This is a genomic window from Isoptericola chiayiensis, assembly GCF_013149805.1.
Classification (GTDB): domain Bacteria; phylum Actinomycetota; class Actinomycetes; order Actinomycetales; family Cellulomonadaceae; genus Isoptericola; species Isoptericola chiayiensis.
The window spans coordinates 481,597-504,480 of sequence record NZ_JABEZT010000002.1; the positions used below are offsets into that span (position 1 = coordinate 481,597).

The window sequence follows — 22,884 nt, forward strand, 5'->3', positions numbered from 1 at the left end:
ACACTAGATCCGGCCCGGTGGTGAGTCAAGCCACTCACCTCGTAGGGTCGACCCATGACAGCGACCCCGACGACGTATCACCAACGAGTCGCGCGGGAGAAGCGCGCGCTGATCGTGACGGCCGCGACCGCGCTGTTCCTCGAGCTCGGCTACGACCGGACGTCGTTGGCACAGATCGCGCAGCGCTCAGGCGTTTCTCGGGCCACGCTCTTCAAACAGTTCCCGAGCAAGGCCGTGCTGTTCGACGCCATCGTGACCGAGTCGTGGTCAACTGCCGAGGACGAGGACCCGCCGCCTGTCGGCAACATCGTCGACGGGCTCGGCACGATCGGTCGCCGCTACGCAGCGCTCTTGACGCAGCCCAAGATGACAGATCTGTTCCGCATCGTGATCGCCGAGCTACCGCGTTTCCCCGAGCTGGCCCGCGCGCAGTTCTCGCAGGGGAAGATGCCCTACTTCGAGTCCGTACGCGGCTACCTCCTGGCCGAGGACGAAGCGGGGACGGTTCGAGTCGAGGACGTGGATCTCGCAGCCACCCAGTTCCTCGGCATGATCTCCAACTACGTCTTCTGGCCGACACTCCTCGTACCGGGCTGGGAAGTCAGCGCCGAGCGCGTCGACCAGGTGGTCGAGGAGGCCGTCCGCACCATCGCTGCCCGGTACGGCGCACATGGACCAGTCGCGGCCACCAACGGTTGAGTCGGTCGGTCACGTCATGTACGTGCCTGGCGTCAGGGCCGTCGACCTCAGTCCCGACCGTCGGAACGACAACAGCGTCTCTTCCGTCGTTCTCACCTGGTAGGCGTCGCACCTCGCGTTCGCCACGCCGAACTAGGCTGACCCGGTGACCTCCACGCTCGACATCGCCGCTGCCGACGCCCGTTCTGCCGCCCTGCGCGACGCGCTGCGCACCCGGGTGGTGGTGGCCGACGGCGCCATGGGCACCATGATCCAGGCCGCCGACCCGACCCTGGAGGACTACCAGCAGCTCGAGGGCTGCAACGAGATCCTCAACGTCACCCGCCCGGACATCGTGCGCGGCGTGCACGACGGGTTCCTCGAGGTCGGCGTGGACGCGATCGAGTCGAACACGTTCGGCGCGAACTGGTCGAACCTGTCGGACTACGGCATCGACGACCGCATCCGCGAGCTGGCCCGCGTCGGCGCGGAGCTGGCCCGTGAGCGCGCCGACGTCTACGCGACGCCGGACCACCCGCGCTGGGTGCTGGGCTCGATGGGTCCGGGCACCAAGCTGCCCTCGCTGGGGCACACCACCTACGAGAACCTGCGCGACACGTTCGCCGAGCAGGCCGCCGGGCTACTGGAGGGCGGCGCGGACGCGATCCTGGTCGAGACCAGCCAGGACCTGCTGCAGACCAAGGCCGCGGTGACGGGCGCGCACGAGGCGATGACCGCCGTCGGACGCACCGTGCCAGTGATCGCCTCGGTGACCGTCGAGACCACCGGCACGATGCTGATGGGGTCCGAGATCGGGGCGGCGCTGACCACGCTGCAGGCCGTGGGCGTGGACGCCATCGGCCTGAACTGCGCCACCGGCCCGGACCAGATGAGCGAGCATCTGCGCTACCTGGCCAAGCACGCCGAGGTGCCGGTCACGTGCATGCCGAACGCCGGTCTGCCCGAGCTGGGCCCGCACGGCGCCGTCTACCCGCTGACCCCGGACGAGCTGGCGGCGGCACACAGCCAGTTCGTCGACGAGTTCGGCCTGGGCATGGTGGGCGGCTGCTGCGGCACGACGCCGGAGCACCTGGCGCGCGTGGTGGAGGCGGTGCGCGGTCGCCCGCTGCCGCAGCGCGAGGTGGAGCGCACCAGCGGTGTCGCGTCGCTGTACTCGCACACGGACCTGTCCCAGGACGCCTCGTACCTGGCGATCGGTGAGCGCACCAACGCCAACGGCTCCAAGGCGTTCCGCGAGGCGCTGCTGGAGGGCCGCTGGGACGACATCGTCGACATCGCCCGCGACCAGACGCGGCACGGCGCCCACCTGCTCGACGTGTGCGTCGACTACGTGGGGCGCGACGGCGTCGCGGACGTGCGGGAGGTCGTCTCGCGGCTGGCGAGCGCCTCGACCCTGCCGCTGGTCATCGACTCCACCGAGCCGGAGGTGATCCGCGCCGGCCTGGAGCTGGTGGGCGGGCGCGCCGTGGTGAACTCGGTGAACTTCGAGGACTCCGACGGGCCCGGATCGCGGTTCCAGCGGATCATGCCGGCCGTGCGCGAGCACGGTGCCGCCGTCGTCGCCCTGACCATCGACGAGGAGGGCCAGGCCCGCACCACGGAGAAGAAGGTCGCGATCGCCTCGCGCCTCATCGACACCCTCACGGAGCAGTGGGGCATGCGGGTGGACGACATCATCGTCGACGCCCTGACGTTCCCCATCGCGACCGGGCAGGAGGAGACGCGCCGCGACGCCATCGAGACGATCGAGGCGATCCGCGAGATCAACCGTCTCTACCCCGGCGTGCACACCACGCTCGGCGTCTCGAACGTGTCGTTCGGCCTCAACGCGGCCGCGCGCACGGTGCTGAACTCGGTGTTCCTGCACGAGGCCACGCAGGCCGGGCTGGACTCCGCCATCGTGCACGCGGCGAAGATCCTGCCGCGCACCGCCATCGACGACGAGCAGTGGCAGGCCGCCGAGGACCTCGTGTGGGACCGGCGCCAGTACGACGACGAAGGCAACCTGACCCACGACCCGCTGTCGCACCTGCTCGAGGTGTTCTCCGGCGTCGACGCCGCCGCGATGCGCGACCAGCGGGCCGCCGAGCTCGCCGCACTGCCCGTGGGCGAACGCCTGGAGCGGCGCATCATCGACGGCGCGCGCAAGGGTCTCGAGGACGACCTGGACACCGCGCTGGCCGACGGCATGAAGGCCCTCGACATCGTCAACACCCACCTGCTGGGCGGGATGAAGGTCGTCGGCGAGCTGTTCGGGTCGGGGCAGATGCAGCTGCCGTTCGTGCTGCAGTCCGCCGAGGTCATGAAGACGGCCGTCGCGCTGCTCGAGCCGCACATGGAGAAGGTCGAGGGTGCCGAGGAGCAGTCCAAGGGCGTCATCGTGCTGGCGACCGTGCGCGGGGACGTGCACGACATCGGCAAGAACCTCGTCGACATCATCCTGACGAACAACGGCTACACGGTGGTCAACATCGGCATCAAGCAGCCGATCTCGGCCATGATCGAGGCCGCCGAGGAGCACAACGCCGACGTGATCGGCATGTCCGGGCTGCTGGTGAAGTCGACCGTGGTGATGAAGGAGAACCTCGAGGAGCTCGTCTCGCGCGGCATGGAGAAGCGCTGGCCGATTCTGCTCGGCGGCGCGGCCCTGACCCGCACCTTCGTCGAGGACGACCTCGCCTCCGCGTTCCCCGGGGTCGTGCGGTACGCCCGCGATGCCTTCGAGGGGCTGCGCCTCATGGAGCCGCTGGTCGCCGTGGCGCGCGGCGCCGACCCGGAGGAGGTCGGGCTGCCGGCGCTGCGCAAGCGCCGCCACAACGTGGTCAAGGTGACCGAGACCGCGGTCGAGGACCTGCCCGAGCGGTCCGACGTCGCGACCGACAACCCGGTACCCGCTCCCCCGTTCTGGGGCACGCGCGTGGTCAAGGGCATCCAGCTCGCCGACTACGCCGCGTTCCTCGACGAGCGCGCCACGTTCATGGGCCAGTGGGGCCTCAAGCCCGGTCGCGGTGAGGACGGAGCGTCGTACGAGGAGCTCGTCGAGACCGAGGGCCGGCCGCGCCTGGCCCAGTGGCTCGACACGATCCGCACCGACCAGATCATGGACCCCACCGTGGTCTACGGGTACTTCCCCGTGTGGTCCGAGGGCGACGACATCGTCGTGGCGCATCACGGCCCCGGTCTGGCCGGCATCGGGGCGCGCGACGGCGGATCCGGCGGCGAGCCCGGGACCGAGCGACTCCGCTTCACCTTCCCGCGCCAGAAGCGCGACCGGCACCTGTGCCTGGCCGACTTCGTCCGCCCCAAGTCCTGGGTCGAGGAGACCGGCCGCTACGACGTGCTGCCCATCCAGCTCGCCACCGTCGGTGACCCGGTATCCGCCTACACGGCGAAGCTGTTCGCCGAGAACAAGTACCGCGAGTACATGGAGCTGCACGGTCTGTCCGTGCAGCTCACCGAGGCGCTGGCCGAGTTCTGGCACTCCCGCGTGCGCTCCGAGCTCGGGTTCGGCGACGAGGACCCCGACGACGTCGAGGGCATGTTCAAGCTGGAGTACCGCGGCGCGCGGATGTCACTGGGGTACCCGGCGTGCCCAGACATGGAGGACCGCACGAAGGTCGTCGAGCTTCTTCGGCCTGAGCGTGTCGGCGTGACGCTCAGCGACGAGCTGCAGCTGCACCCGGAGCAGTCGACGGACGCGTTCGTGCTGCATCATCCGGAAGCGAAGTACTACAGCGTGTGAGAACAGGACGCCATTTCAACAAAATTATCTAAACAGACCCAACCAACAAATTAACGAGGCAATCCGAACTCCTGCCGCACCCTTCATAGAAGCGCAGATCCATGTCCAAACTGACAGAAAGTGATAAATGACCAGAAACGCAACACCTTACGCTGACTGGTTCGACGCGGAGGACTGGCCGGAGACAAACTGTCCTCAATGCACCGGCGGGATACTCGCTGTCGAGACGGTGCAGAACATCGAATCGAACAGCTCGTCGAGGCTACGCGACCACGACGCGTGGGAGCCCGAGTGGATATCCGGGTTCTTCATTGTCCAACTTCGCTGCCAAACACCTCGATGTCACGAACTGACGGTCGCCCATGGAGACTGGCGAGTCGCGGGAACAGGCTGGAGTGATGAAGGCATTGAATACTCCAGCCTCTATCATCTGCGATCAACACTGCCGCCTCTGCCGATAATCGAGATACCAGATTCCTGTCCTTCCGAAGTCAGGGATTCGGTCACGAAGGCCGCCCAGATCATCTGGTGCGACGCCGGCGCTGCCGCCAGCCGTCTACGCTTCGCCATTGAACACATTCTTGACGATCAGAACATTCCCCGCACTCGGTCGAGCACCCATCGCAGGATTGAAAACTTCCGGCAGACCAACACACGAGCAGCAGAGATCCTTGAAGCTGTGAAATGGATCGGGAACCAAGGAACACATGAGGAGTCTCTAACCACGGCGGATGTGCTTGAGGGCGCAAAGATTCTTGAACACGGATTGACCCTACTCTACGACTCTTCTGCGGATGGCATCAGGCAACGGGCCCTCGAAATTAACCGTGCGCGCGGAGTTCGTAAGACCTGACAGCGTTGAGACCTAACATTACCGCAGTCAATTACGCCTGAACTAGATTCGAATCGATCGGATGTACTGGCGAGTTCTTGCTGCGCAATTGTTTACTGCTAGAGATACAAAAGCGTATCTGCGACCTGCGAAGGAAGTCGTTCGATTGCTCCAGAACTTTCACTTAGGTTGCGCAGGTTCCACCAAGTCTTGGCGCGCACCTCCGCGACAGTCTTGTTCCAGATCTGGCTCAGCATCCTCTCGGCACTCTGAACGTCTGCTGGCTGGCGGGCACCGATCCTGCGAGCAGGAAAATCAGTCTCGCATAGAACCCTCTCAGGGGGGAACATACTCACCCGATCTGGGGACATTGCAGCGTTGACTGAAAAGTAGGCACCCGAATCGACGGCCCGCATAGTATCGTCACTGTCACCGTTGAACCAATGCAATATCGCGCCTCTAACGTCGGCCTCGCACAGACACTCAACGACTTCAGCGGCCGCACCGCTACTATGGACCGACACGAGCACCGGCTCGTCGCTCACAACGCTAAGTATCTCCTTCAATATCGAGCGTTGCCGCGGAAAGTCGCCGCCACGGCGGTCCAATCCGATTTCACCGACCAGAGCAAAAGAGCCGATAAGTTCCTTGAACTGTTCTGCGTCCCATGCCGCACGCGCTGCCGCCAAGCCTGGATGAACACCTACTCCCCAGACGAGAGCCGTGTCTCGTCGGCTTCTGACTTGACGCGCTTCGTCCAGAGTTCGAGTCATCGCAAACACCACGGATTGTCCGAGTGCTACGATCTGCGACGGCGTAACGTCCGGTGCGATGTGGGCGTGGGCGTCCAATGCAGGAAGGAAAGGGCTTGTCATTTCAGGTCGACCTTTCCTAGTTCGGCAAGACCGCGGCGGGCGAGCTCACTGATCGCGTCTAAGTCGGTGTTCGGGGGCCAGGTCCCGGCGTCAATCGCGTCGTCATCAATGCCACGGGTTGTCGCATAGGCGATTGCGGCCCGGTCGCTGTAGCGCCGTTCGAGGAGCTCAAGGCGCGCGTCTCCAGTGAGGTTTTCCGACAAGTAAATGGTTGTGTCGCCAACACCTGCCCTGATGAAAGCGCCTCGTCGGGTGACGCATGCGTAGCAGAGGCCGCAGTTGAGCGTGGAGTCGCCGCCCTTAATCCGAGCGCCGTCCAGCTTACTGCACGAGATCGTTAGGCCGGCAACGATGTCCCAACCGCCCGGCGGATTGTTGTCAGCGACTAGGCGCATTTCTTCACCCTTGGTGTGGGCGGCGAAGGGGTTGGTCACCGATATCGGCATTCGGGCCGCCTGGAGAAGCGTTTTCACTCGGTCGAAGGTCTCAGGGTGAGTGGAACGAGTGGAGAGCGCGCCCGCGCGGTTGGGATGCAGAGGCAGGTTCAAGCTGGTGAATCCGTTCTCTGGCACGAAGAGTGTCGATGCGGAACGGCAGGCAGCGATGGCGGCTCCAAGGGCGACAAAGAGCAATGATCGGCTCCTGCTCGAGCCTTCTTTCTTGTCGGCGACCTGCGCGAACTCGATCTGAGTGTACGAGGGAGGGGGCGTGTAGTGCTCCTGGAGCCAACTGTGGATGGTGTTCTGAGCTCGACGGACAGCTGTGGCGGTGTCGTAATGGCCGACAAGTTGAAGCGGTTCGCTGGACGTAGAGAGCAGATGCAACGCACCAAGATATGAGTCGAGTCCTCCGCTGAGCAGGGCGACAGATCCCCCGCTGTCAGAGGTTTCAACGGCCGGGGCCTCTGGAGTGGTGGGGTCTTGGATCAGTTCGAGATCCCACGTGTCGCCGGTGAGCCAGAACAGCAGCTGAGCAAGTTGGTTGATCGCCTCACCTTCCCATGTTGCGGGATCTGCGACTTCGACCGCGAGGTGGAGCCGCCGGGTGAAGGCGCTCGGCCTGCGAGATAGCCGGTCGACCAGGTATGCAGCACCGGCGATGCGGACCAGGTCGATCGCCTGCGTCGGGACCTGGCCCAGCGAGGGTAGCCACCAGCCGATAGAACTCTTGACGGTGTCCGTGGCGCCAGGTCCGGTGGGCCAATAGAGTCGGTGATAGTCGGGGGGACTCTGGTTCATGGAGTCTTCACTGGAGACATAGAAGTTTGTCAGTGGCATGTCGCTTACCTCGCCCTCAGGACACGGATAGCTCGTTGGGCAAGACCGGCAGCGGCCTGGTGAAGCGCGTTCGCTGAAAGCGCGGGGCTTGCATCGACGTCGAGGCCACGGACCTTTGCATCGATCCAGCCGCGGAGCACACGCTCTCGTACAACCGCTTCGTTGCCGTCGAGAGTTCCGTTGATGATCTGGTCCTGGAGCTCAACGAGGCCGAGCTGGAAGATGTAGGCGCTGACGAAGCCCTTGATCGCTTCGGTAGCCGTTGGAGGTTCACCGTCGACGGCCACGATTCTCTTGACCTGTTCCGTCGCCGCTTGACGGATGGCACGGTCGTCGGGGTGCCCATCGTCGCCGATCATGAGAGTGACGAGACGGCTGATTCGAGCGCGTGGGCTGAGTGAATCGAACTCGGTGAGCGAAAGTCCGTAGTCGACCAGTCTCTGAGCGTCCCGGTTCCTTAGTGCGTACGCTGCTCCGATCGTCGCACCACCGCGTGAGGCACCTCCGATGACCTGTCGCGTCGAACGGCTTCCAGAACGGCCGGAACCTGCGAACCCTCCGCCGGTTCCAGCTCCACCTGGTCCTCCTGCGCCGGCGCCACGGCGTCCGGAGACGCGGGGCCGCGTAATGGGCGGGACGACGTTGCCTCTGGTGGCAGGATCATCGCGCCAGAGAGCGTTAATAAGTGCTTGGCCGACACGGTCAAGGTCGGAAGCAGGTTGCGACGGCTCGAAGAGCTGATCCGATGGCTGGGTAGTCTCTACGCCGCTCGTGCCGGCTCCAGCACTCCCGGAGTCGAGGTCGGCCCAAGCGTCTCGAAAGTCGTTCCATTCGGCGGAGTTGCTACCGCCGTACGCACCGCTAGTGCCCATCTATCTGCTCCAACTCATCGCGCGCCACAGCCTGCGTCGTGGCATGCAAGGTTGTGTCCTGAGCCGCACGCCGCACTAGGTCAAGGAGAGCGGGGCGCCCGCTGGCCGCGAGTTCGACGATAGCGCCGGCGGTCAAGCGTGTTCCCCAGCAGTGTGCTTCGACGCCGACCGCCGTTGCCTGCTCCAGTGCTGGTGTCCTTCCGAGCCAGAGGACAGCGCCGCGGATCACCGCTCCAGCGTCCTCCATGCGTTTGGCTGTGGCAAACAAAACCTCCAACGCTGCGAGTTGTTCGTCCTCGCTGCGCTCACTCAGGGAGTCGGCGGCAACGTTCCTTGCAGCTTCACTTTCGCCCAGCAGGTCATTGACGAGCGCGAGGACCTCATCGGAAACCTGGGCGCCCATGCTGACGTTGATCAGGCTTGCAGCGAGGGTGAGATAGGGGTCAAGATTCTCGTTGCGGAGAGAAGGTGGCGCAGCGGCCCATTCCTTCGTCGCTTCATCGACTCCGTCTGGGAGGGTCGCATCCTCACCTTCCTCACCGGACGGGTTCGCCCAGGATTCCCACCGGGCCAGAATGGTCTTGCGTTCTTGGGCGGGCGTCGCCGCCAGAGTGTTAAATGACGTGCGGTGGAGTTCTTCCAGCAATAGCATCTTGATCATCACCGCCGGCGGAATCGTCACTCCGCGTGCACGGGCAATGGACTCCCGGACACCGAACGCGTTGAGGAATCGCTTGATCTGGCGTGGGTTCGAGCGGCGATCGGCGCTCAATCCTTCGGCGAGTTGGGTGGCCAAGGCGAGATCATCGGCGGCTGGTTGGACTTCCAACTCCTCGAAGTCGTGCAGCAGCGGAGTCTGATGGGCGTTCCGTCGTGTGCGGACGTGTGCCGCGAGCGCACGCAAGTCCGCGTCATGCATCGAGCGGCCAGCGATCAGGATGCCGATGTACGCCGCGGCGTCGGTAGCGGACAGGCGCGGTAGGGCGATCGGGAGCTGAACGATCTTCTCCAAGTACCGCTGGGCGAAGATGTCGCCGCGCCGAGCACCATCCAGACTGACCGAGATGGCATCTCGGACCATGTCCTGGTCGGCTGCCAGGACGAACACCATCTTCTCGGTAGATAGGAAGAGCTTGATCGCCTCCAGCGTCGCGGTCACTGCATCCGGCAGGCAGCGATCAAGGTCGTCGACCAGGACGACCACGCGCTCGACGTTAGGTATGAGCGCGAGCAGTTCCTTATACGCGTTGTTGAAACTCGCCATCGAGTCCGGCCCGCCCGGGTCCTTAGGTCGGAAGATGTCCGCTATCTGCTGCGGGTCAACCTGGAAGGTCAGCGCTCCCCTAGCGATAGCAACGGCAGCACGGCTCCAGCTGATGCGCCCCAGCAGCTCCTTCGCCTTCTCCGCTACCTCGGCCTTGATCCCTGCATCGGGGACCTGATTCTCGATGCCGTGCAGGATCTCAGAGATCAGCGTGCCCTTGACGTCCACCTGATCGTCGTAAGCCCACGGGTTGGTCGCGACGACGATGCAGTTGTCGTCATTCTTGAACTCGGCCTCGATCAACTTCAGGATCGTGGACTTTCCGCCGCCCCATGGGCTCTGCACCGACAGCGTCAGCGGATGGATATTGCGTTCGCGGACCGCGGCGACGATCGGCTCGACCACGGCGTCGAACCCGAGGAGGTCTAATGTGCTCGGGTTGTCGTCCCAGAGCCGTATCTGCGGAAGCCCTGCCGCCAACGTCTGTCTCCGTCTCTGGCGATGGTCCTCGCCCGATTGCACGGTATTCATTCCAACCACCAGATGTCGACCAGTACACTGGCGCCCAGAGGCTACGCTACCCACGGCGTTTGCGGACGCGGAGCGCATCGCGCCGGTGAGTCGGCGATTGGCGCCAATACTCGCTCGGGGCCGGCCGATCGCAGCCGCGAAGGCGCCTGCGGTCAAGTCAACGGCAGTGGTATGCCGATCAGAATTCCTGGTGGGGTCGGGCGCTGAATTGGGGCCGGCGACTACCTTCCCCCTCCGTTCCTGGGTCACTGGCGGCGGCTCAGGCTGAACTACGTCACGACCCCGACTCGAGGGCTGCGGACTCCGAACAGCCGACATCCGCTGTTCACCTCCTCATGACGTTTCCGTTCACACAGCAGGGCTACCGTGAACGCATCGTCCATCAGAGGAGGCAGCCCGCGTGACCCCGACCATCCTGTTCGACTTCGACGGCACCCTCGCCGTCGGTGACGGCCCCGTGCTCGCGTTCGCCCGGCAGGTCGCGGGTCACGCCGGGCCCGGGTACCTCGAGCGGGTGATGGCCACGTTGCGCGACCTTGACGCCGGAACGGCCACGCAGTTCCGCGACGGGTACGACGTCGTCGGCACCCTGGCCCGCCAGGACGGCGTCGACCCCACCGCCCTCCAGGATGCCTACCTCGCCAGCCGCAGCCTCCTCGGCACGCCCGAGGCACCCGTCGACGCGGCCCCCGGGCTCACCCAGCTCCTGGACGCACTCCCCCACGACGTCCGCGTCGTCCTCGCCACGAACGCCCCCGGCGTCGGCGTCGAACGCCTCCTGACCACCTGGGGCGTCCGCGAGCGCTTTGCCGCCCTGCACTACGACGTCGGCAAGCCCGCCGGACTCACACCGATCGTCGAGGCCGCCCTCGCCGACGGCCCGGTGCTCGCCGTCGGGGACATCGTGGAGAACGACCTTGCGCCCGCCACGGCGCTCGGCGCCGCGACGGCGCTGGTCGGCCCCACGGCCGACACGCCGCCGTCCACCGTGACGATGCACGCGCGGACCCTCGACGCCCTCGCCCTCGACATCACGGCGTGGGCCCACCGAGCCAGCAACACAGCCACCACCGCAGCCCCCACCTCAGCCACCCCCGCGACCCACCCCGAGTCCGTGCCGACCGGCACGGCCGACTCCCTCGAAAGGTGACCCTCCCCATGCGCAAGTCCCTGCTCGCTCCCGGCGCCGCCGCGGCGCTCGTCCTCGCGCTCGCCGGTTGCGCCGGAGCCGACGACGCCGGCAGCAGCGCCGACGCCGACTCGACCGACGCCGGCACCGAGTGGCCCGAGTCGATCACCATGTCGCTGGTGCCGTCCGTCGAGGGTGAGAACCTCGCCGAGGCGCTCGACCCGCTGACCTCCTACCTCTCGGACGGTCTCGGCATCGAGGTCGAGGGCGTCGTCGCGAACGACTACACCGCCACGGTCGAGGCGCTCGGCGCCGACCAGGCGCAGGTGATCATCACCGACGCCGGCTCGCTGTACCAGGCGACCGAGCGCTACGGCGCCGAGCTCGTGCTGCGCGACGTGCGCTTCGGCGCCACGTCCTACGCGTCGGTCGCGTACACGAACAACCCCGACAAGTACTGCGAGGACGAGCCGGTGCTCGCCACCTACGAGGCCAGCGGCATCGAGCTGTCCTACTGCAACGGCCTGGAGGAGGCCGGCGCCGCGGCGACCGGTCAGGGCCCGGCCGCCACCGACGTCTTCGGCGACCTCGCCGGCGCCGACGTCGCGCTGCAGGCCGCCACCTCCCCGGCCGGCTACCAGTACCCGGTGGTCCTCATGCGCGAGGCGGGCCTGGACACCGACGCCGACATCACCCAGATCCCCGTCGAGGGCAACAACAACGCCGTGCTCGCCGTCGCCAACGGCGACGCCGAGGTCGGGTTCGCCTACTGGGACGCCCGCACCACGGTCACCGAGGAGGTCCCCGACATCGCCGACAAGGCCGTGGCCTTCGCCTACACCGACATGATCCCCAACGGCGGCGTCGCCGTCACCGACACCCTGCCCGACGACCTCGTCGCCGAGCTCACCCAGCTCATGGACGACTACGCCGACTCCTCCGACGAGGCCGCCGACGTCATGTTCGAGCTCGTCGGCCTGTCCGACTGGACGGCCGAGACCGCCGACGACGAGATCGCCCGCTACGGCGAGATCCTCGAGCAGTTCGCCGGCTGACTGCCATGACTCACGACACCCAGGCGGCGGAGGCCGGGCACGCCCCGGCCTCCGCCGCGTGGCCGATCCGCCTCGACGGCGTCTCGGTCACCTACCCCAACGGCACCACCGCCCTGCGCGACGTCTCCCTGGACATCGACGCCGGCGAGATGGTCTCGATCGTCGGCCTGTCCGGCTCGGGCAAGTCGACCCTGATCCGCACCATCAACGGCCTCGTGCCCGTCACCGCCGGCACGGTGACCGTCGGCCCGCACACCGTCTCCGGTCTGCACGGCCGCCGCCTGCGCGAGGTGCGCGGGCACGTCGGCATGATCTTCCAGGGCTTCAACCTGGCCACCCGGGTCGACGTCTACCGCAACACACTGGTCGGCCGGTTCGCCCGTGCCGGGCGGCTGCGCACGCTCCTCGGCGTCACCAGTGCCCGCGACCGCGAGGTCGCCCTGACCGCCCTGGACACCGTCGGCATGCTCGACAAGGTCTGGTCGCGGGCGGCAGCCCTGTCCGGCGGGCAGCAGCAGCGCGTCGCCATCGCCCGGGCCCTGTCCCAGGAGCCGAGCATCATGCTCGCCGACGAGCCCGTCGCCAGCCTCGACCCGCCCACCGCGCACGCCGTGATGTCCGAGCTGGAACGCATCAACGCCGAACGCCACCTCACGGTGCTGGTCAACCTGCACCTGATGGACCTCGCCCGGCAGTACACCCGCCGCATGATCGGGCTGCGCGACGGCGAGCTCGTCTACGACGGCCCCGCGGCCGAGGCCACCGAGGCCGACTTCGAGCAGATCTACGGCCGCCGCATCCGCCCGCAGGACCGGCTCGGGGACCGCACGTGAGCCCGGGCACGACGACGGAGCCCGCCACCCGCCTCGACCTCCCGCCGCGTCCGCGCACCTGGCCGCGCCGCACCCTGGTCTTCTCGGCACTGACGGCGTTCACCGTGGCGACCTGCCTGCCCGCGATCGGCGGCATCGAGATCGACCTGGCTGCCATCGCGCAGAACTGGCGTCACGGCGCGGCCAACCTGTCCGCGCTGCTGCAGCCCAACTGGTCGTTCGTCCCGCGCACGATCCAGCCGATGCTGGAGACCCTGCAGATGGCGTTCGTCGGCGCCGCGATCGCCGCCGCGCTGTCCGTGCCGCTCACGTTGTGGGCCGCCCGACCCACCAACCCGAACACCGTCACCCGCACCGCGGTACGCGCCGTCATCAACGTCGTCCGCGCCGTCCCGGACCTCGTCTGGGCGACCATCCTGGTGGCCATGGTGGGCGTCGGCGCGCTGCCCGGCCTGCTCACCCTCGTGCTGTTCGACGTCGGCATCGTCGTCAAGCTCGTCTCCGAGGCGATCGATTCCACCGACCACCCCTACCTCGAGGCCGCCCGCGCCGGCGGCGCCACCCAGGGCCGCATGAACCGCGCCCTCGCGCTGCCCCAGAGCCTTCCGTTGTTCAGCAACCAGTGGCTCTACGCCCTCGAGCTCAACGTCCGCATCTCGGCCATCCTCGGCATCGTCGGCGCCGGCGGCATCGGCCGGCTGCTCGACGAACGATTCGGGTTCTTCGCCTACGGCGACGTCTCGGTGATCATCCTGGAGATCCTCGTCGTCGTGCTCCTCATCGAGGCCGCCTCGAACGTCCTGCGCCGGAGGCTCGCATGAACGCCGCCCTGGACTCCCGGTCCCGCACCGCCACGTCACGCCCCGCCAGCGAGCGGCCCGTCTTGGCTCTCCCCCCACGCCCGTCGCGGCTCGGGCAGACCGTCGCGACCGCCGTCGTCGGCCTCGTGCTGCTCGTCTCCGCCGCGACCCTGGACGTCGAGTGGTCCGACCTGCGCGAGCTGCCCGCCGCCGTGGCCGAGTACGCCGCGCTGATGTTCGCCGACCCGGACTGGTCGCGCCTGCCGCGCGCCCTGTTCGAGATGTGGCGCTCGATCTCCATGGCCTGGCTCGGTGCGATGCTCTGCGTCGTCGTGTCGATCCCGCTCGGGATGCTCGCCGCCCACGGCGTCGGACCGGCCTGGCTGCGCCTCGCCCTGCGCGGGCTCTTCGCCGTCATCCGCGCCGTGCCCGAGGTCATCATCGCCCTCGTGCTGCTCACCGTCACCGGGCTCACGCCGTTCACCGGCGCGCTCGCTCTCGGCATCGCCGGGATCGGCACGCAGGGCAAGTGGACCTACGAGACCGTCGAGACGCTGCGCGACGGCGCCGCCGACGCCGTGCGGGCCGCGGGCGGCGGCCGCACCGCCCTCGTCCGCTGGGCCCTGTGGCCCGCCGCCCTGCCCGCGCTGCTGTCCTTCGCGCTGTACCGGTTCGAGATCAACATCCGCATGTCCGCGGTGCTCGGCATCGTCGGCGCCGGCGGCATCGGCTCCATGCTGGCCAACTACACGAACTATCGTGAATGGGACACGGTCGGCATGCTGCTGATCGTGGTCGTCGTGACCACCATGGCCGTCGACTCCGTCTCGGGCGCGCTGCGCCGCCGCATCATGGAAGGGGCCTGAGGTGACCTGGACCGGCTCGGCCGACGCACCGCTGACCGCCCGTATCGTGGCGCTCGCGCCGTCGATGCACCCCGGCGAGCGCCGCGCCGCCGAGGCCATCGCCGCCGACCTAGACGCCGCCGTCGAACGCACCGCCCAGCAGGTGGCCGACGACGTCGGGGTGGGCCGGGCGACCGTCGTGCGCGCCGCACAGACCCTCGGGTACGAGGGCTACCCGCAGCTGCGCGTCGCCGTCGCCCGCGAGCTCGCGCTGCGCCCGGCATCGGACGGCTCGCCCGACGGCACCATGCTCGGCGCGGTGCGCGAGTCCGTCAACCGGTTCGCCGCCCGCCTCGGGCACACCGTGGCCGGGCTGACCGAGGACGGCCTGCAGGAGTTCGTGCGCGTCCTCGACGACGCCCGGCGCGTGCTCGTCGTCGCCAACGGGCTCTCCTCCCCGCTCGGCCTCGACCTCGTGCTGCGCCTGACGTCCGCCGGCCGGCCCGCCGAGCTGCTGGCCGACGCCCTCGCCCAGCGCATCGCCGCCCGGCAGCTCGGCCCCGAGGCCGTCTGCCTCGTCGTGTCCGGCTCCGGGGCCAACGAGGCCACGCTCGAGGTGATGCGGGCCGCGCACGACGGCGGCACTCCGGTCGTGGCGATCACCTCGTTCGCGCAGTCCCCCGTCGCCCAGCTCGCCGACACCGTGCTCGTCGTCCCGCCGGTCAACGAGTCGTTCCGCGACGAGCTGCTGCACACCTCCCGCGCGGCGCTGATGCTCATGATCGAGGCGCTCGTCGAGGTGCTGGTCACCCGGCGCGGCGAACGCGGACGCGACGCCCGGGCCGCCGTCCTGCACGAGCTGGGCTCGGCGATCGAGGAGTAGCCGACCGCCCTCCGGTCGCCGGGTCGTCGGCGCGGCACCCGGGCGGTTCGCGCGCTGCCCGCCCGTGCACGGGCTCCGCGACGTACCGTGGAGCCGGGGGGCTTCGGCGACCGGGAGCGAGGTGCTGCATGCGCGACCTCTCGGGTGTTCCACGCCTCCCCCCGTGGCTCGCCGCCCGGCCCCGGCTGCTGAGCCGCCTCGACGACGGCGCGCCCCTGGCGGTCCTGCGGGGCGCGGGCGGATCGGGCAAGACCACGCTGCTCGCCCAGTGGGTGACGGCTCACGACGGCGGTGACGAGGCCGTCGTGTGGATCACCCTGGACGCCCAGATCCGGTCGCGGGCCGGGTTCTGGGTGCACGCGCTCTCCCGCCTGCATCGCGCCGGCCTGGTCGACGACGGCACCTTCTACCGCGAGCTGGTGGCCGTCGCCGACGCGGCCGCCTCCGTGCGCGACGCCATCACCCGGAGCCTGTCGTCGGCACCTCCGGTGCTGCTGGTGCTCGACGACTTCGCGTCCGCCGGGGACTTCTGGGACGACGTCGGCCTCGACCTGCTGGCCGTCCTGCAGCGCGTCCGGACGGCACGGTGCGCCGTGGCGGGCCGGTTCCCGACCGTGCTCGAAGGCCCTGCCGCGCGCAGGACGCTCGGCGCCGTGGTCCTCGCCGACGACGACCTGGCCCTCACCGTGGACGAGGCGCGCGCCGTCGTGGCGAGCAGCGACGTCCCGCTCGACGACTCCGCCGTCGACCTGCTGCTCCGGTCCACCGCACGGCGGTCGGTCCTGGAGCTGCGCTACGCGCTGGACGTCCTCGCCGGCCTCCCCGCGAGCGCCCCGCAGACGCCCGGCCGGCCCCTGACCGCGGCGCAGGCCGCCGAGGCACTGGCGGCCGGGGTGCGACAGGACCTGTCGGCGCGCGTCCGGGACCCGCACCTGCTCGAGCTGCTCGGGGCCGTGTCCCTGGCACCGTACGCCGACGCCGCGCTGGCGCAGCGGCTCGAGCGCGTCGTCACCGCCCCCGCCGACCCGGAGACCGCGGTCGACCCGTTGGCGACGCTCGGGCGCCTGGGCCTCGGGTACTGGGCCACGCAGCCCAACGGCACACCGGTGCTCCGGCTGAGCGACCAGGTGCGGGCGGTGGCGGCGGCCCGCTTCGCGGAGACGAACCCGACGCTGGTGCCACGGGTCCTGGACACCGCGGCGCACTGGCTGTGGGAGCAGCGTCACGACGCCGCGACCGCCGTCGAGTACGCGCTGCGCGCGGGGGACCTCGGCTTTGCCGACCACCTGCTCGTGCGGGTCTTCCCGCTGCCGCCGCAGGAGTCGGCACGGCTCGCACGGATGCTCCTGGCGATGCCCGCGGCCCAGGTCCGTTCCCAGCCGTTCCTGGCGATGTTCCTGGCACTGGTCCTCAACGCCCGGCCGGGCACGCAGCGGCGGGCGACCGAGTTCCTGGCGGCGGCCGTGCAGGCGTCGCACCAGCGGATCGCCTCGGCGCCAGCGGCCGAACGGGTCGTCCTGTACGGGCTCGAGACCGCCGCCTGGCGGCTGCTCGGCCAGCGCACCCGGATGCTGGACACGGCCCGACGCGCCGTGCGCGAGCTGTCGCTGGCCCGGGAGGACGACGACCTGGACGGCGCCCCGTCGATCGACAGCGCCGCGGCACTGGCCGTCTCCCAGGCGGCCACGAGCCTCTTCTTCGGCGATGACCTCCCCGCGGCCCGGGAAGCGTACGACGCGCTGACCGCGCTGTCCGCCGAGCGGGACTGGCCGCACCTGGCGAACGTCGCGGCGTGCGGCCGCGCCATGGCCGACGTCCTGGACGGGCGATTCGTCGCGGCCCGTGCCGAGCTCGCCGTCGTGCAGCCCGATGCCTGGCCCACGGGTTGGGTCGACGGCTACCAGGGCGCGTTCCGCAGCATCGCCCAGGCCTGGGTGCACATCGACGACGGCGACGCCGCGGCCGCCCTCGCCGAGCTCGAACCCCTCGCCCCGCATCTGGACACCCTGGAGCACTGGGAGTTCGCCGGAGCCGCCGGCGCCGTCGCCCGTGCGCTCCAGGGGCACGCCTCCGAGGCCGAGCGCCGACTGGCACAGCTGCGCCGCGAGCGCGTGCGCCCGACGACGCTGCCCAGCGTCGTCGGGCGCCTGGGAGCGATGCGCACGATCCTGCGGCTCGCCACCGGCGCCGCCCGCGAGGAGTCCCGCCAGCGCCTGCGCGGTCGCGGTCAGGCGGCCGACAGCGCCCTGCGGTCGATCATCGCCGCGGCCCGCGGTCAGGAGGAGGACGCCGTCGCCCTCCTGGCGCAGGCGCAGGGCGCGATCGGCACCCCGTTGCAGGACGCGCTCGTGGCGGTGGCCGGCGTCACGGTGGCGCAGCGGACCGACGCCGCCGTGAGCGCCACGGCGTTCGGCACCACCCTTGCCGCGTTGGTGGACCAGCACGGGATCCACTGGCCCGTGACGCTCCTGGCCGAGGAGGACCGTGCCGGCGTCCTCGCGGCGCTCGAGCAGGACGGTGCTCAGGACGCCGCGACGACGCTCGCGCTGGCGTTCACGCGGGTGCCCGCCATCGTCGACGGACGGCTGTGGCAGCGCGCCCAGGCTCCTGCCCTGACACCCCGGGAGCGGGAGGTGCTGCACGCGCTGGCCGGGACGGACTCGCGGACCGAGATCGCCGCCGAGCTGGTCGTCTCGGTGAACACCGTCAAGGCACAGCTCCGGACGCTCTACGCCAAGCTCGGCGCCAGGACCCGTGCCGAGGCGCTGACACGGGCCGTGGACCTGGGGCTGCTGGAGGACGTCGACGCCTGACGACGCGAGCGGGCCCCGACGCCGGCCGGCGTCGGGGCCCGCGGACACGGTGCGGCCGGGACGGGTCCTCAGCCCAGCCGGGTCAGCACCAGCCCGTCCGCGCCGCCGTCGAGGCGGAGCTCCTCCCCCGACACCGCGAAGGACGAGGTCCCCCGCAGGGTGCGGATCACCGCGGCCTGGACGGGCGTCTCCTGCGGGGTGCAGGCGCCCGTCGTGGTGAGCAACCGGTCGACGTCGAGCGTGCCCCGGTCCGCGCCGACGTCGGGCGTGACCGTCACGGACCCGACGCCGCTGTTGCAGCCCGTGCGCAGGCGCATCGTCTCCTCGGTGAACCAGACGTCGGCCTGCACGGTGCGGGGAACGGCCGTTTCGCGTCCGTCCCGCCGGACATGGGTGACCCGCCACACGACGCCGCCGAGCCGGTCAGCGCGTGGCCGGGTGAGGACCAGCTCGTGCGCGTCGCCGAGCCGGATCTCCTCGCCGTCGACCTGCAGCGCCGGGGCCGACCGCAGGAAGGTCGCGAGCCGTTGCTCGGCCTCCTCCTGCGCGGGGCTGCAGGCCTTGCCCGTCGTCGCGAGGGCACCCTCGAGCTCCAGCCGGCCACCGTCCCACCGCGCCCGCGCGGCGAGCGTGTTGCAGCCCGCCGACGCTGCGACGCGGCCCTCCTCGAAGCGGATTGTGACCGGCTCGGCCGGGCCCGTGGCTCCGGGTGCCGGGACGGCCGTGAACGACCGTCCCACGAGGGGATCGGCGTCCGGCGTGTCGCCCGTGGCGAACACGGCGGCCCCGCCGGTGACCAGCAGGGCTCCGGCGATGGTGGTGACGACCGCGGGGGCCAGGCGTCGGCGCCAGCGGTCGCGTCGGCGTCGGCGGGCGGGCGGATGGGTGCGGTCAGGGGTGTTCATGATGGTCTCCGGGGTGTCGACGGGGCGGGACGGGGGTCAGAAGACGGGGTCGCGCTCGATCGGGCCGGTCATGCAATGCCCGCCGCCGCGGCCGCGGCCGAGCTCGCCTCCGGCGATCTCGAGCACCTCGATCCCCGCGGCACGCATCGCGGCGTTCGCCGTGGTGTTGCGGTCGTAGGCGAAGACCACCCCCGGTTCCAGCGCCACGGCGTTGTTGCCCGAGTCCCACTGCTGGCGCTCGGCCTCGTAGACGTCCCCGCCGGTCTCGATCACGCGCAGCGAGCCCAGGCCGAGCTCCCGAGCGACGACGTCGAGGAAGGGACGGTTCCCCTCGTCGCTGACGTGGACCTGCCCCGGCCGGTCGCTGGGACGCAGCACGAACGGGTGGATCGCGTCGACGATGCGCGGGTAGACCGTGACGGCGTCGACGTCGACGAACGTCATCACGGTGTCCAGGTGCATCGCCGCGCGCAGCTTCGGCATGCCGCCGACCACCACCTGGTCGGCCACGTCGGCGTCGAACAGCGCCGAGGCCACCTGCGTGATGGCCTGGCGGGAGGTCCGCTCGCTCATCCCCATCAGGACGGTGCGGTTGCCGACGGGCATGATGTCACCGCCCTCGAAGGTCGCCTGGCCGTGGTCCGTCTCCGGGTCGCCCCACCAGACCGTGGAGCCGCCGAGCTCGGGGTGGAACTGGTAGACGGCCTTCATGAGGATCGTCTCGCCGTGCCGGGCCGGCCAGTACAAGGGATTGAGGGTGACGCCTCCGTAGAGCCACGTGGTCGTGTCCCGGGTGAAGAGCGTGTTGGGCAGCGGCGGCAGCAGGTACTCGCGCGCGCCGGGCGAGTACTCGGCGAGCGCGCGGTACCCGGCCGGCAGGTCCGGGACGTCGCTGGTGGCCAGCCCGCCGATCAGGTGCTCGGCGAGCCACTCGGACGACATCCGCTCGAGGTGCTCACGGGTGGCGTCCACGAGGCCGGTGCCCACCGCGTCAGGGACGACGAGTCGGTCCAGGAGCCAGTCGCGGGCCCCCGGGGCGGCCATCGTCTCGGCGAGCACGTCGTGCAGCTCGAGGACCTCGACGCCGAGCGAGTCGAGGTCGCCGACGAACCGGGCGTGGTCCTCGATCGCCCGGTCGACCCACAGGACGTCGTCGAAGAGGAGCTGGTCGGAGTTGGTCGGGGTCAGCCGGCGGTGCGCGAGGCCGGGGCGGCACACGAGCACCTTGCGGAGCCGCCCCACCTCGGAGTGGACGCCGACCGTGGTCGCGGAGGCGTCGGCGCCGAGAGCGGAGGGGACGAGCGGCAGGGCCACCGACTGGTCGATCAGGGAGCTGGTCATGGGGTACCTCACGAGGTTGCGAAGGGAAGGGACTGTCGGGACCGGGCTCCGAACGCGTCATCGCCGGTCCGACACCTCAAGGTTCCGCGCCCCGGGGAGGGGCCCGACCCCGACCGACGGCGATCTCACCCCGGGGTTCGCCCCCGCGGTGCGCCGCCGCCCCGTCGACGGTGCTGCCGGCGCCCGGCAGCACCGCCTGGCGCCCTACGAGCGCCCCACGAGCGCCCCACCGACGGCCCGCCGCGCCGCGCGTCACCGGCGTCCGACCGTCCCGCGGGGCCCGCTCGCCCCGCGGGGTGAAGCCGGGGGCGAATCCACCGGGAACCCCCTCCCGGGCGCCCTCGAGGACAGCAGGCTGGAGCAGTCATCGCGACCGAGCGCGCCGACCGAGCGCCCCCCACCACACGGAGAGACCCATGACCCTGCACCTCGACCCGCTCCACGACCTCCCCGAGCTCCACCAGATCGAGGCGGCGCTCCGTCTCGTCCGCGAGATGGACTGCGGTCTCCTGCCGCCCGAGGCGGATCTCGATCTCGACTCGCTCGGCGAGGAGATCGACCTGGCAGACCTCGTGCGCGAGCTCGCTCCCACCCACCCGCTCCCGCGCATCTGACGCGCCACCCTGACCGGAGATCACCATGACGACGACCGACATCCGGCCGGCCGACAGCATCGAGGGTGCTGGCCGGGCCTCGACGACCTCTCGCACCGCCACCCTCGGCCTGCCCGCACTGACCGCGATGGTCGTGGGCTCGATGGTCGGCGCGGGAGTGTTCCAGCTGCCCTCGAGATTCGCCGGGGAGACCGGCGTCTACGGGGCACTGATCGCCTGGGGCATCGCCGGTCTGGGCATGCTCGCGCTCGCGTTCGTCTTCCAGAAGCTCGCGCTGCGCAAGCCGACGCTGGACAACGGCGTGTACGTCTACGCGAGGGAAGGCTTCGGCGCCTACCCGGGCTTCCTCTCCGCGTTCGGCTTCTGGGCGTCCGCCTGCGCCGGCAACGCGTTCTACTGGGTGCTCATCATGACCACCGTGTCCCAGCTCTTCCCGGGACTCGAGCCCGCTCTCGGCGAGGGGAACACCTGGCTCGCGTTCGGTCTGTCGGGCGCCGCCGTGTGGGGCTTCTACACCCTCATCCGACGGGGGGTGAAGGAGGCCGCGGTCGTCAACCTCGTCGTGACCATCGCCAAGATCGTCCCGCTGGTCCTCTTCCTCGTCCTGGTGGTCTTCGCCTTCGACTGGAACGTGTTCACGGGCAACCTCACCGGCGGGTACGACCTGCCGGGAGGTGACTCGCTGTTCTCCCAGGTGCAGGGCACGATGCTGATCACGGTCTTCGTCTTCCTGGGGATCGAGGGCGCGAGCGTCTACTCGCGGTACGCCACCAAGCGGCGCGACGTCGGTCGCGCCACCGTGCTGGGCTTCACGTCCGTGCTGGCGCTGTTCGCGAGCATCTCGATCCTGTCCTTCGGGATCCTCCCGCGCGCCGAGATCGCCGAGCTGCAGCAGCCGTCGATCGGCGGAGTGCTGGAGTCCGCCGTCGGGCCGTGGGGCGGGACCTTGATCCGGATCGGACTCATCGTCTCGGTCCTGGGCGCCTATCTCGCCTGGCAGCTCTTGGCGGCAGACGTCGTGTACGCCGCGGCCGAGGACGGTGACCTGCCCAGGTACTTCGCCCGGAAGAACCGCCGCGGGGCCCCTCAGAACGCCGTGCTGTGGACCTCGGTCTTCGTCACCCTCATCCTGTTCGCCGTGCAGTTCGTGGACAACGCCCTCGACTTCACGCTGGACCTCACGGCAGCGCTCTCGCTGGCACCGTTCGCGCTGGCGGCCGCCTACGCCGTGAAGATCGCGGTCCGCCGTGACGGCTATGACGGCGTCCCCCGAGGGACCCGGCGCCTCGAGCTCGCGATCGCCGGCGTGGCGACCGTCTACACGGTGTTCCTCCTCTGGGCAGCGGGCTACGTGTTCCTCTTCCTGGCGTGCCTCCTGCTGGCACCGGCCACGGTGCTGTACGTCGTCGCTCGACGCGAGCGACGGAACAGGGTCTTCACGGGCCCGGCACTGGCGACCTTCCTGACGGTCCTCGCGTGCGGGGTCGTCGGCGTGGTCCTGCTGGCCACGGGTGCGATCCACCTGTAGGGGTGCCGCACCGGCGTGGACACCGGTGGCCGTCGTCGGCTGCACG

General features: G+C 69.6%; 18 protein-coding genes. 12 read left to right on the forward strand and 6 right to left on the reverse strand.

Annotated features, from left to right (window positions below; genetic code table 11):
* Window positions 1-54: 54 nt before the first annotated feature.
* From HDG68_RS05310 to HDG68_RS05320, 3 genes are all read left to right on the forward strand, one after another.
* On the forward strand, window positions 55-699 hold the full coding sequence (locus HDG68_RS05310) for a TetR/AcrR family transcriptional regulator (protein ID WP_172149958.1): 645 nt from the start codon (window positions 55-57) through the stop codon (window positions 697-699).
* 145 nt (window positions 700-844) lie between these two features.
* Complete coding sequence (metH, locus tag HDG68_RS05315) at window positions 845-4,441, forward strand: methionine synthase (protein ID WP_172149960.1); 3,597 nt, start codon at window positions 845-847, stop codon at window positions 4,439-4,441.
* A 127-nt stretch (window positions 4,442-4,568) separates the two neighbouring features.
* Window positions 4,569-5,294: a DUF4145 domain-containing protein gene (locus tag HDG68_RS05320; RefSeq protein ID WP_172149962.1), complete on the forward strand. Its 726-nt coding sequence runs from the start codon at window positions 4,569-4,571 to the stop codon at window positions 5,292-5,294.
* A gap of 98 nt (window positions 5,295-5,392) precedes the next feature.
* Here HDG68_RS05320 and HDG68_RS05325 read toward each other — a convergent pair whose 3' ends face one another.
* The 4 genes from HDG68_RS05325 to HDG68_RS05340 all read right to left on the reverse strand — a co-directional run bounded on the left by HDG68_RS05325 (window position 5,393) and on the right by HDG68_RS05340 (window position 10,092).
* Window positions 5,393-6,148 carry a TatD family hydrolase gene (locus HDG68_RS05325; RefSeq protein WP_172149964.1) on the reverse strand — a complete coding sequence of 252 codons (756 nt, stop codon included), beginning with the start codon at window positions 6,146-6,148 and terminating at the stop codon, window positions 5,393-5,395.
* The gene (locus tag HDG68_RS05330) at window positions 6,145-7,425 is read right to left on the reverse strand and encodes a 7-cyano-7-deazaguanine synthase (protein ID WP_172149966.1); all 1,281 of its coding nucleotides are present in this window, start codon (window positions 7,423-7,425) and stop codon (window positions 6,145-6,147) included. The genes HDG68_RS05325 and HDG68_RS05330 overlap by 4 nt, the downstream gene beginning before the upstream one ends.
* A 5-nt stretch (window positions 7,426-7,430) precedes the next feature.
* Window positions 7,431-7,784 (reverse strand): hypothetical protein, encoded by a 354-nt coding sequence (locus HDG68_RS05335; RefSeq protein ID WP_172149968.1) that lies wholly within the window; start codon window positions 7,782-7,784, stop codon window positions 7,431-7,433.
* A gap of 502 nt (window positions 7,785-8,286) precedes the next feature.
* Window positions 8,287-10,092 (reverse strand): KAP family P-loop NTPase fold protein, encoded by a 1,806-nt coding sequence (locus HDG68_RS05340; RefSeq protein WP_172149970.1) that lies wholly within the window; start codon window positions 10,090-10,092, stop codon window positions 8,287-8,289.
* A gap of 400 nt (window positions 10,093-10,492) precedes the next feature.
* Between HDG68_RS05340 and HDG68_RS05345 the strand changes: the two genes are divergently transcribed.
* From HDG68_RS05345 to HDG68_RS05375, 7 genes are all read left to right on the forward strand, one after another.
* Window positions 10,493-11,242: an HAD family hydrolase gene (locus HDG68_RS05345; RefSeq protein WP_216648000.1), complete on the forward strand. Its 750-nt coding sequence runs from the start codon at window positions 10,493-10,495 to the stop codon at window positions 11,240-11,242.
* Between the two features lie 8 nt (window positions 11,243-11,250).
* A complete protein-coding gene (gene phnD, locus HDG68_RS05350; protein WP_172149972.1) occupies window positions 11,251-12,276 on the forward strand; it encodes a phosphate/phosphite/phosphonate ABC transporter substrate-binding protein in 1,026 nt (341 codons plus the stop codon).
* Between the two features lie 5 nt (window positions 12,277-12,281).
* Window positions 12,282-13,109 carry a phosphonate ABC transporter ATP-binding protein gene (gene phnC / locus HDG68_RS05355; RefSeq protein ID WP_172149974.1) on the forward strand — a complete coding sequence of 276 codons (828 nt, stop codon included), beginning with the start codon at window positions 12,282-12,284 and terminating at the stop codon, window positions 13,107-13,109.
* Window positions 13,106-13,930, forward strand: a complete 825-nt coding sequence (gene phnE / locus HDG68_RS05360; RefSeq protein ID WP_172149976.1) for a phosphonate ABC transporter, permease protein PhnE — start codon at window positions 13,106-13,108, stop codon at window positions 13,928-13,930. The genes phnC and phnE (HDG68_RS05360) overlap by 4 nt, the downstream gene beginning before the upstream one ends.
* A gap of 62 nt (window positions 13,931-13,992) precedes the next feature.
* Complete coding sequence (gene phnE / locus HDG68_RS05365) at window positions 13,993-14,775, forward strand: phosphonate ABC transporter, permease protein PhnE (protein WP_246253570.1); 783 nt, start codon at window positions 13,993-13,995, stop codon at window positions 14,773-14,775.
* Between the two features lies 1 nt (window position 14,776).
* Entirely contained in the window at window positions 14,777-15,637 is an 861-nt protein-coding gene (locus HDG68_RS05370; protein ID WP_343037440.1) for a MurR/RpiR family transcriptional regulator, read from the forward strand.
* A 128-nt stretch (window positions 15,638-15,765) separates the two neighbouring features.
* A complete protein-coding gene (locus HDG68_RS05375) occupies window positions 15,766-18,450 on the forward strand; it encodes a helix-turn-helix transcriptional regulator (RefSeq protein ID WP_172149980.1) in 2,685 nt (894 codons plus the stop codon).
* Window positions 18,451-18,518: 68 nt separating this feature from the next.
* Here HDG68_RS05375 and HDG68_RS05380 read toward each other — a convergent pair whose 3' ends face one another.
* Entirely contained in the window at window positions 18,519-19,355 is an 837-nt protein-coding gene (locus HDG68_RS05380) for an META domain-containing protein (protein WP_172149982.1), read from the reverse strand.
* A 36-nt stretch (window positions 19,356-19,391) separates the two neighbouring features.
* The gene (locus tag HDG68_RS05385) at window positions 19,392-20,696 is read right to left on the reverse strand and encodes an arginine deiminase (protein ID WP_172149984.1); all 1,305 of its coding nucleotides are present in this window, start codon (window positions 20,694-20,696) and stop codon (window positions 19,392-19,394) included.
* 416 nt (window positions 20,697-21,112) lie between these two features.
* Between HDG68_RS05385 and HDG68_RS05390 the strand changes: the two genes are divergently transcribed.
* Both HDG68_RS05390 and HDG68_RS05395 read left to right on the forward strand, forming a co-directional pair.
* Window positions 21,113-21,310, forward strand: a complete 198-nt coding sequence (locus HDG68_RS05390) for a hypothetical protein (RefSeq protein WP_172149986.1) — start codon at window positions 21,113-21,115, stop codon at window positions 21,308-21,310.
* Between the two features lie 25 nt (window positions 21,311-21,335).
* Window positions 21,336-22,838, forward strand: a complete 1,503-nt coding sequence (locus HDG68_RS05395; protein WP_172149988.1) for a basic amino acid/polyamine antiporter — start codon at window positions 21,336-21,338, stop codon at window positions 22,836-22,838.
* Window positions 22,839-22,884 lie beyond the last annotated feature (46 nt).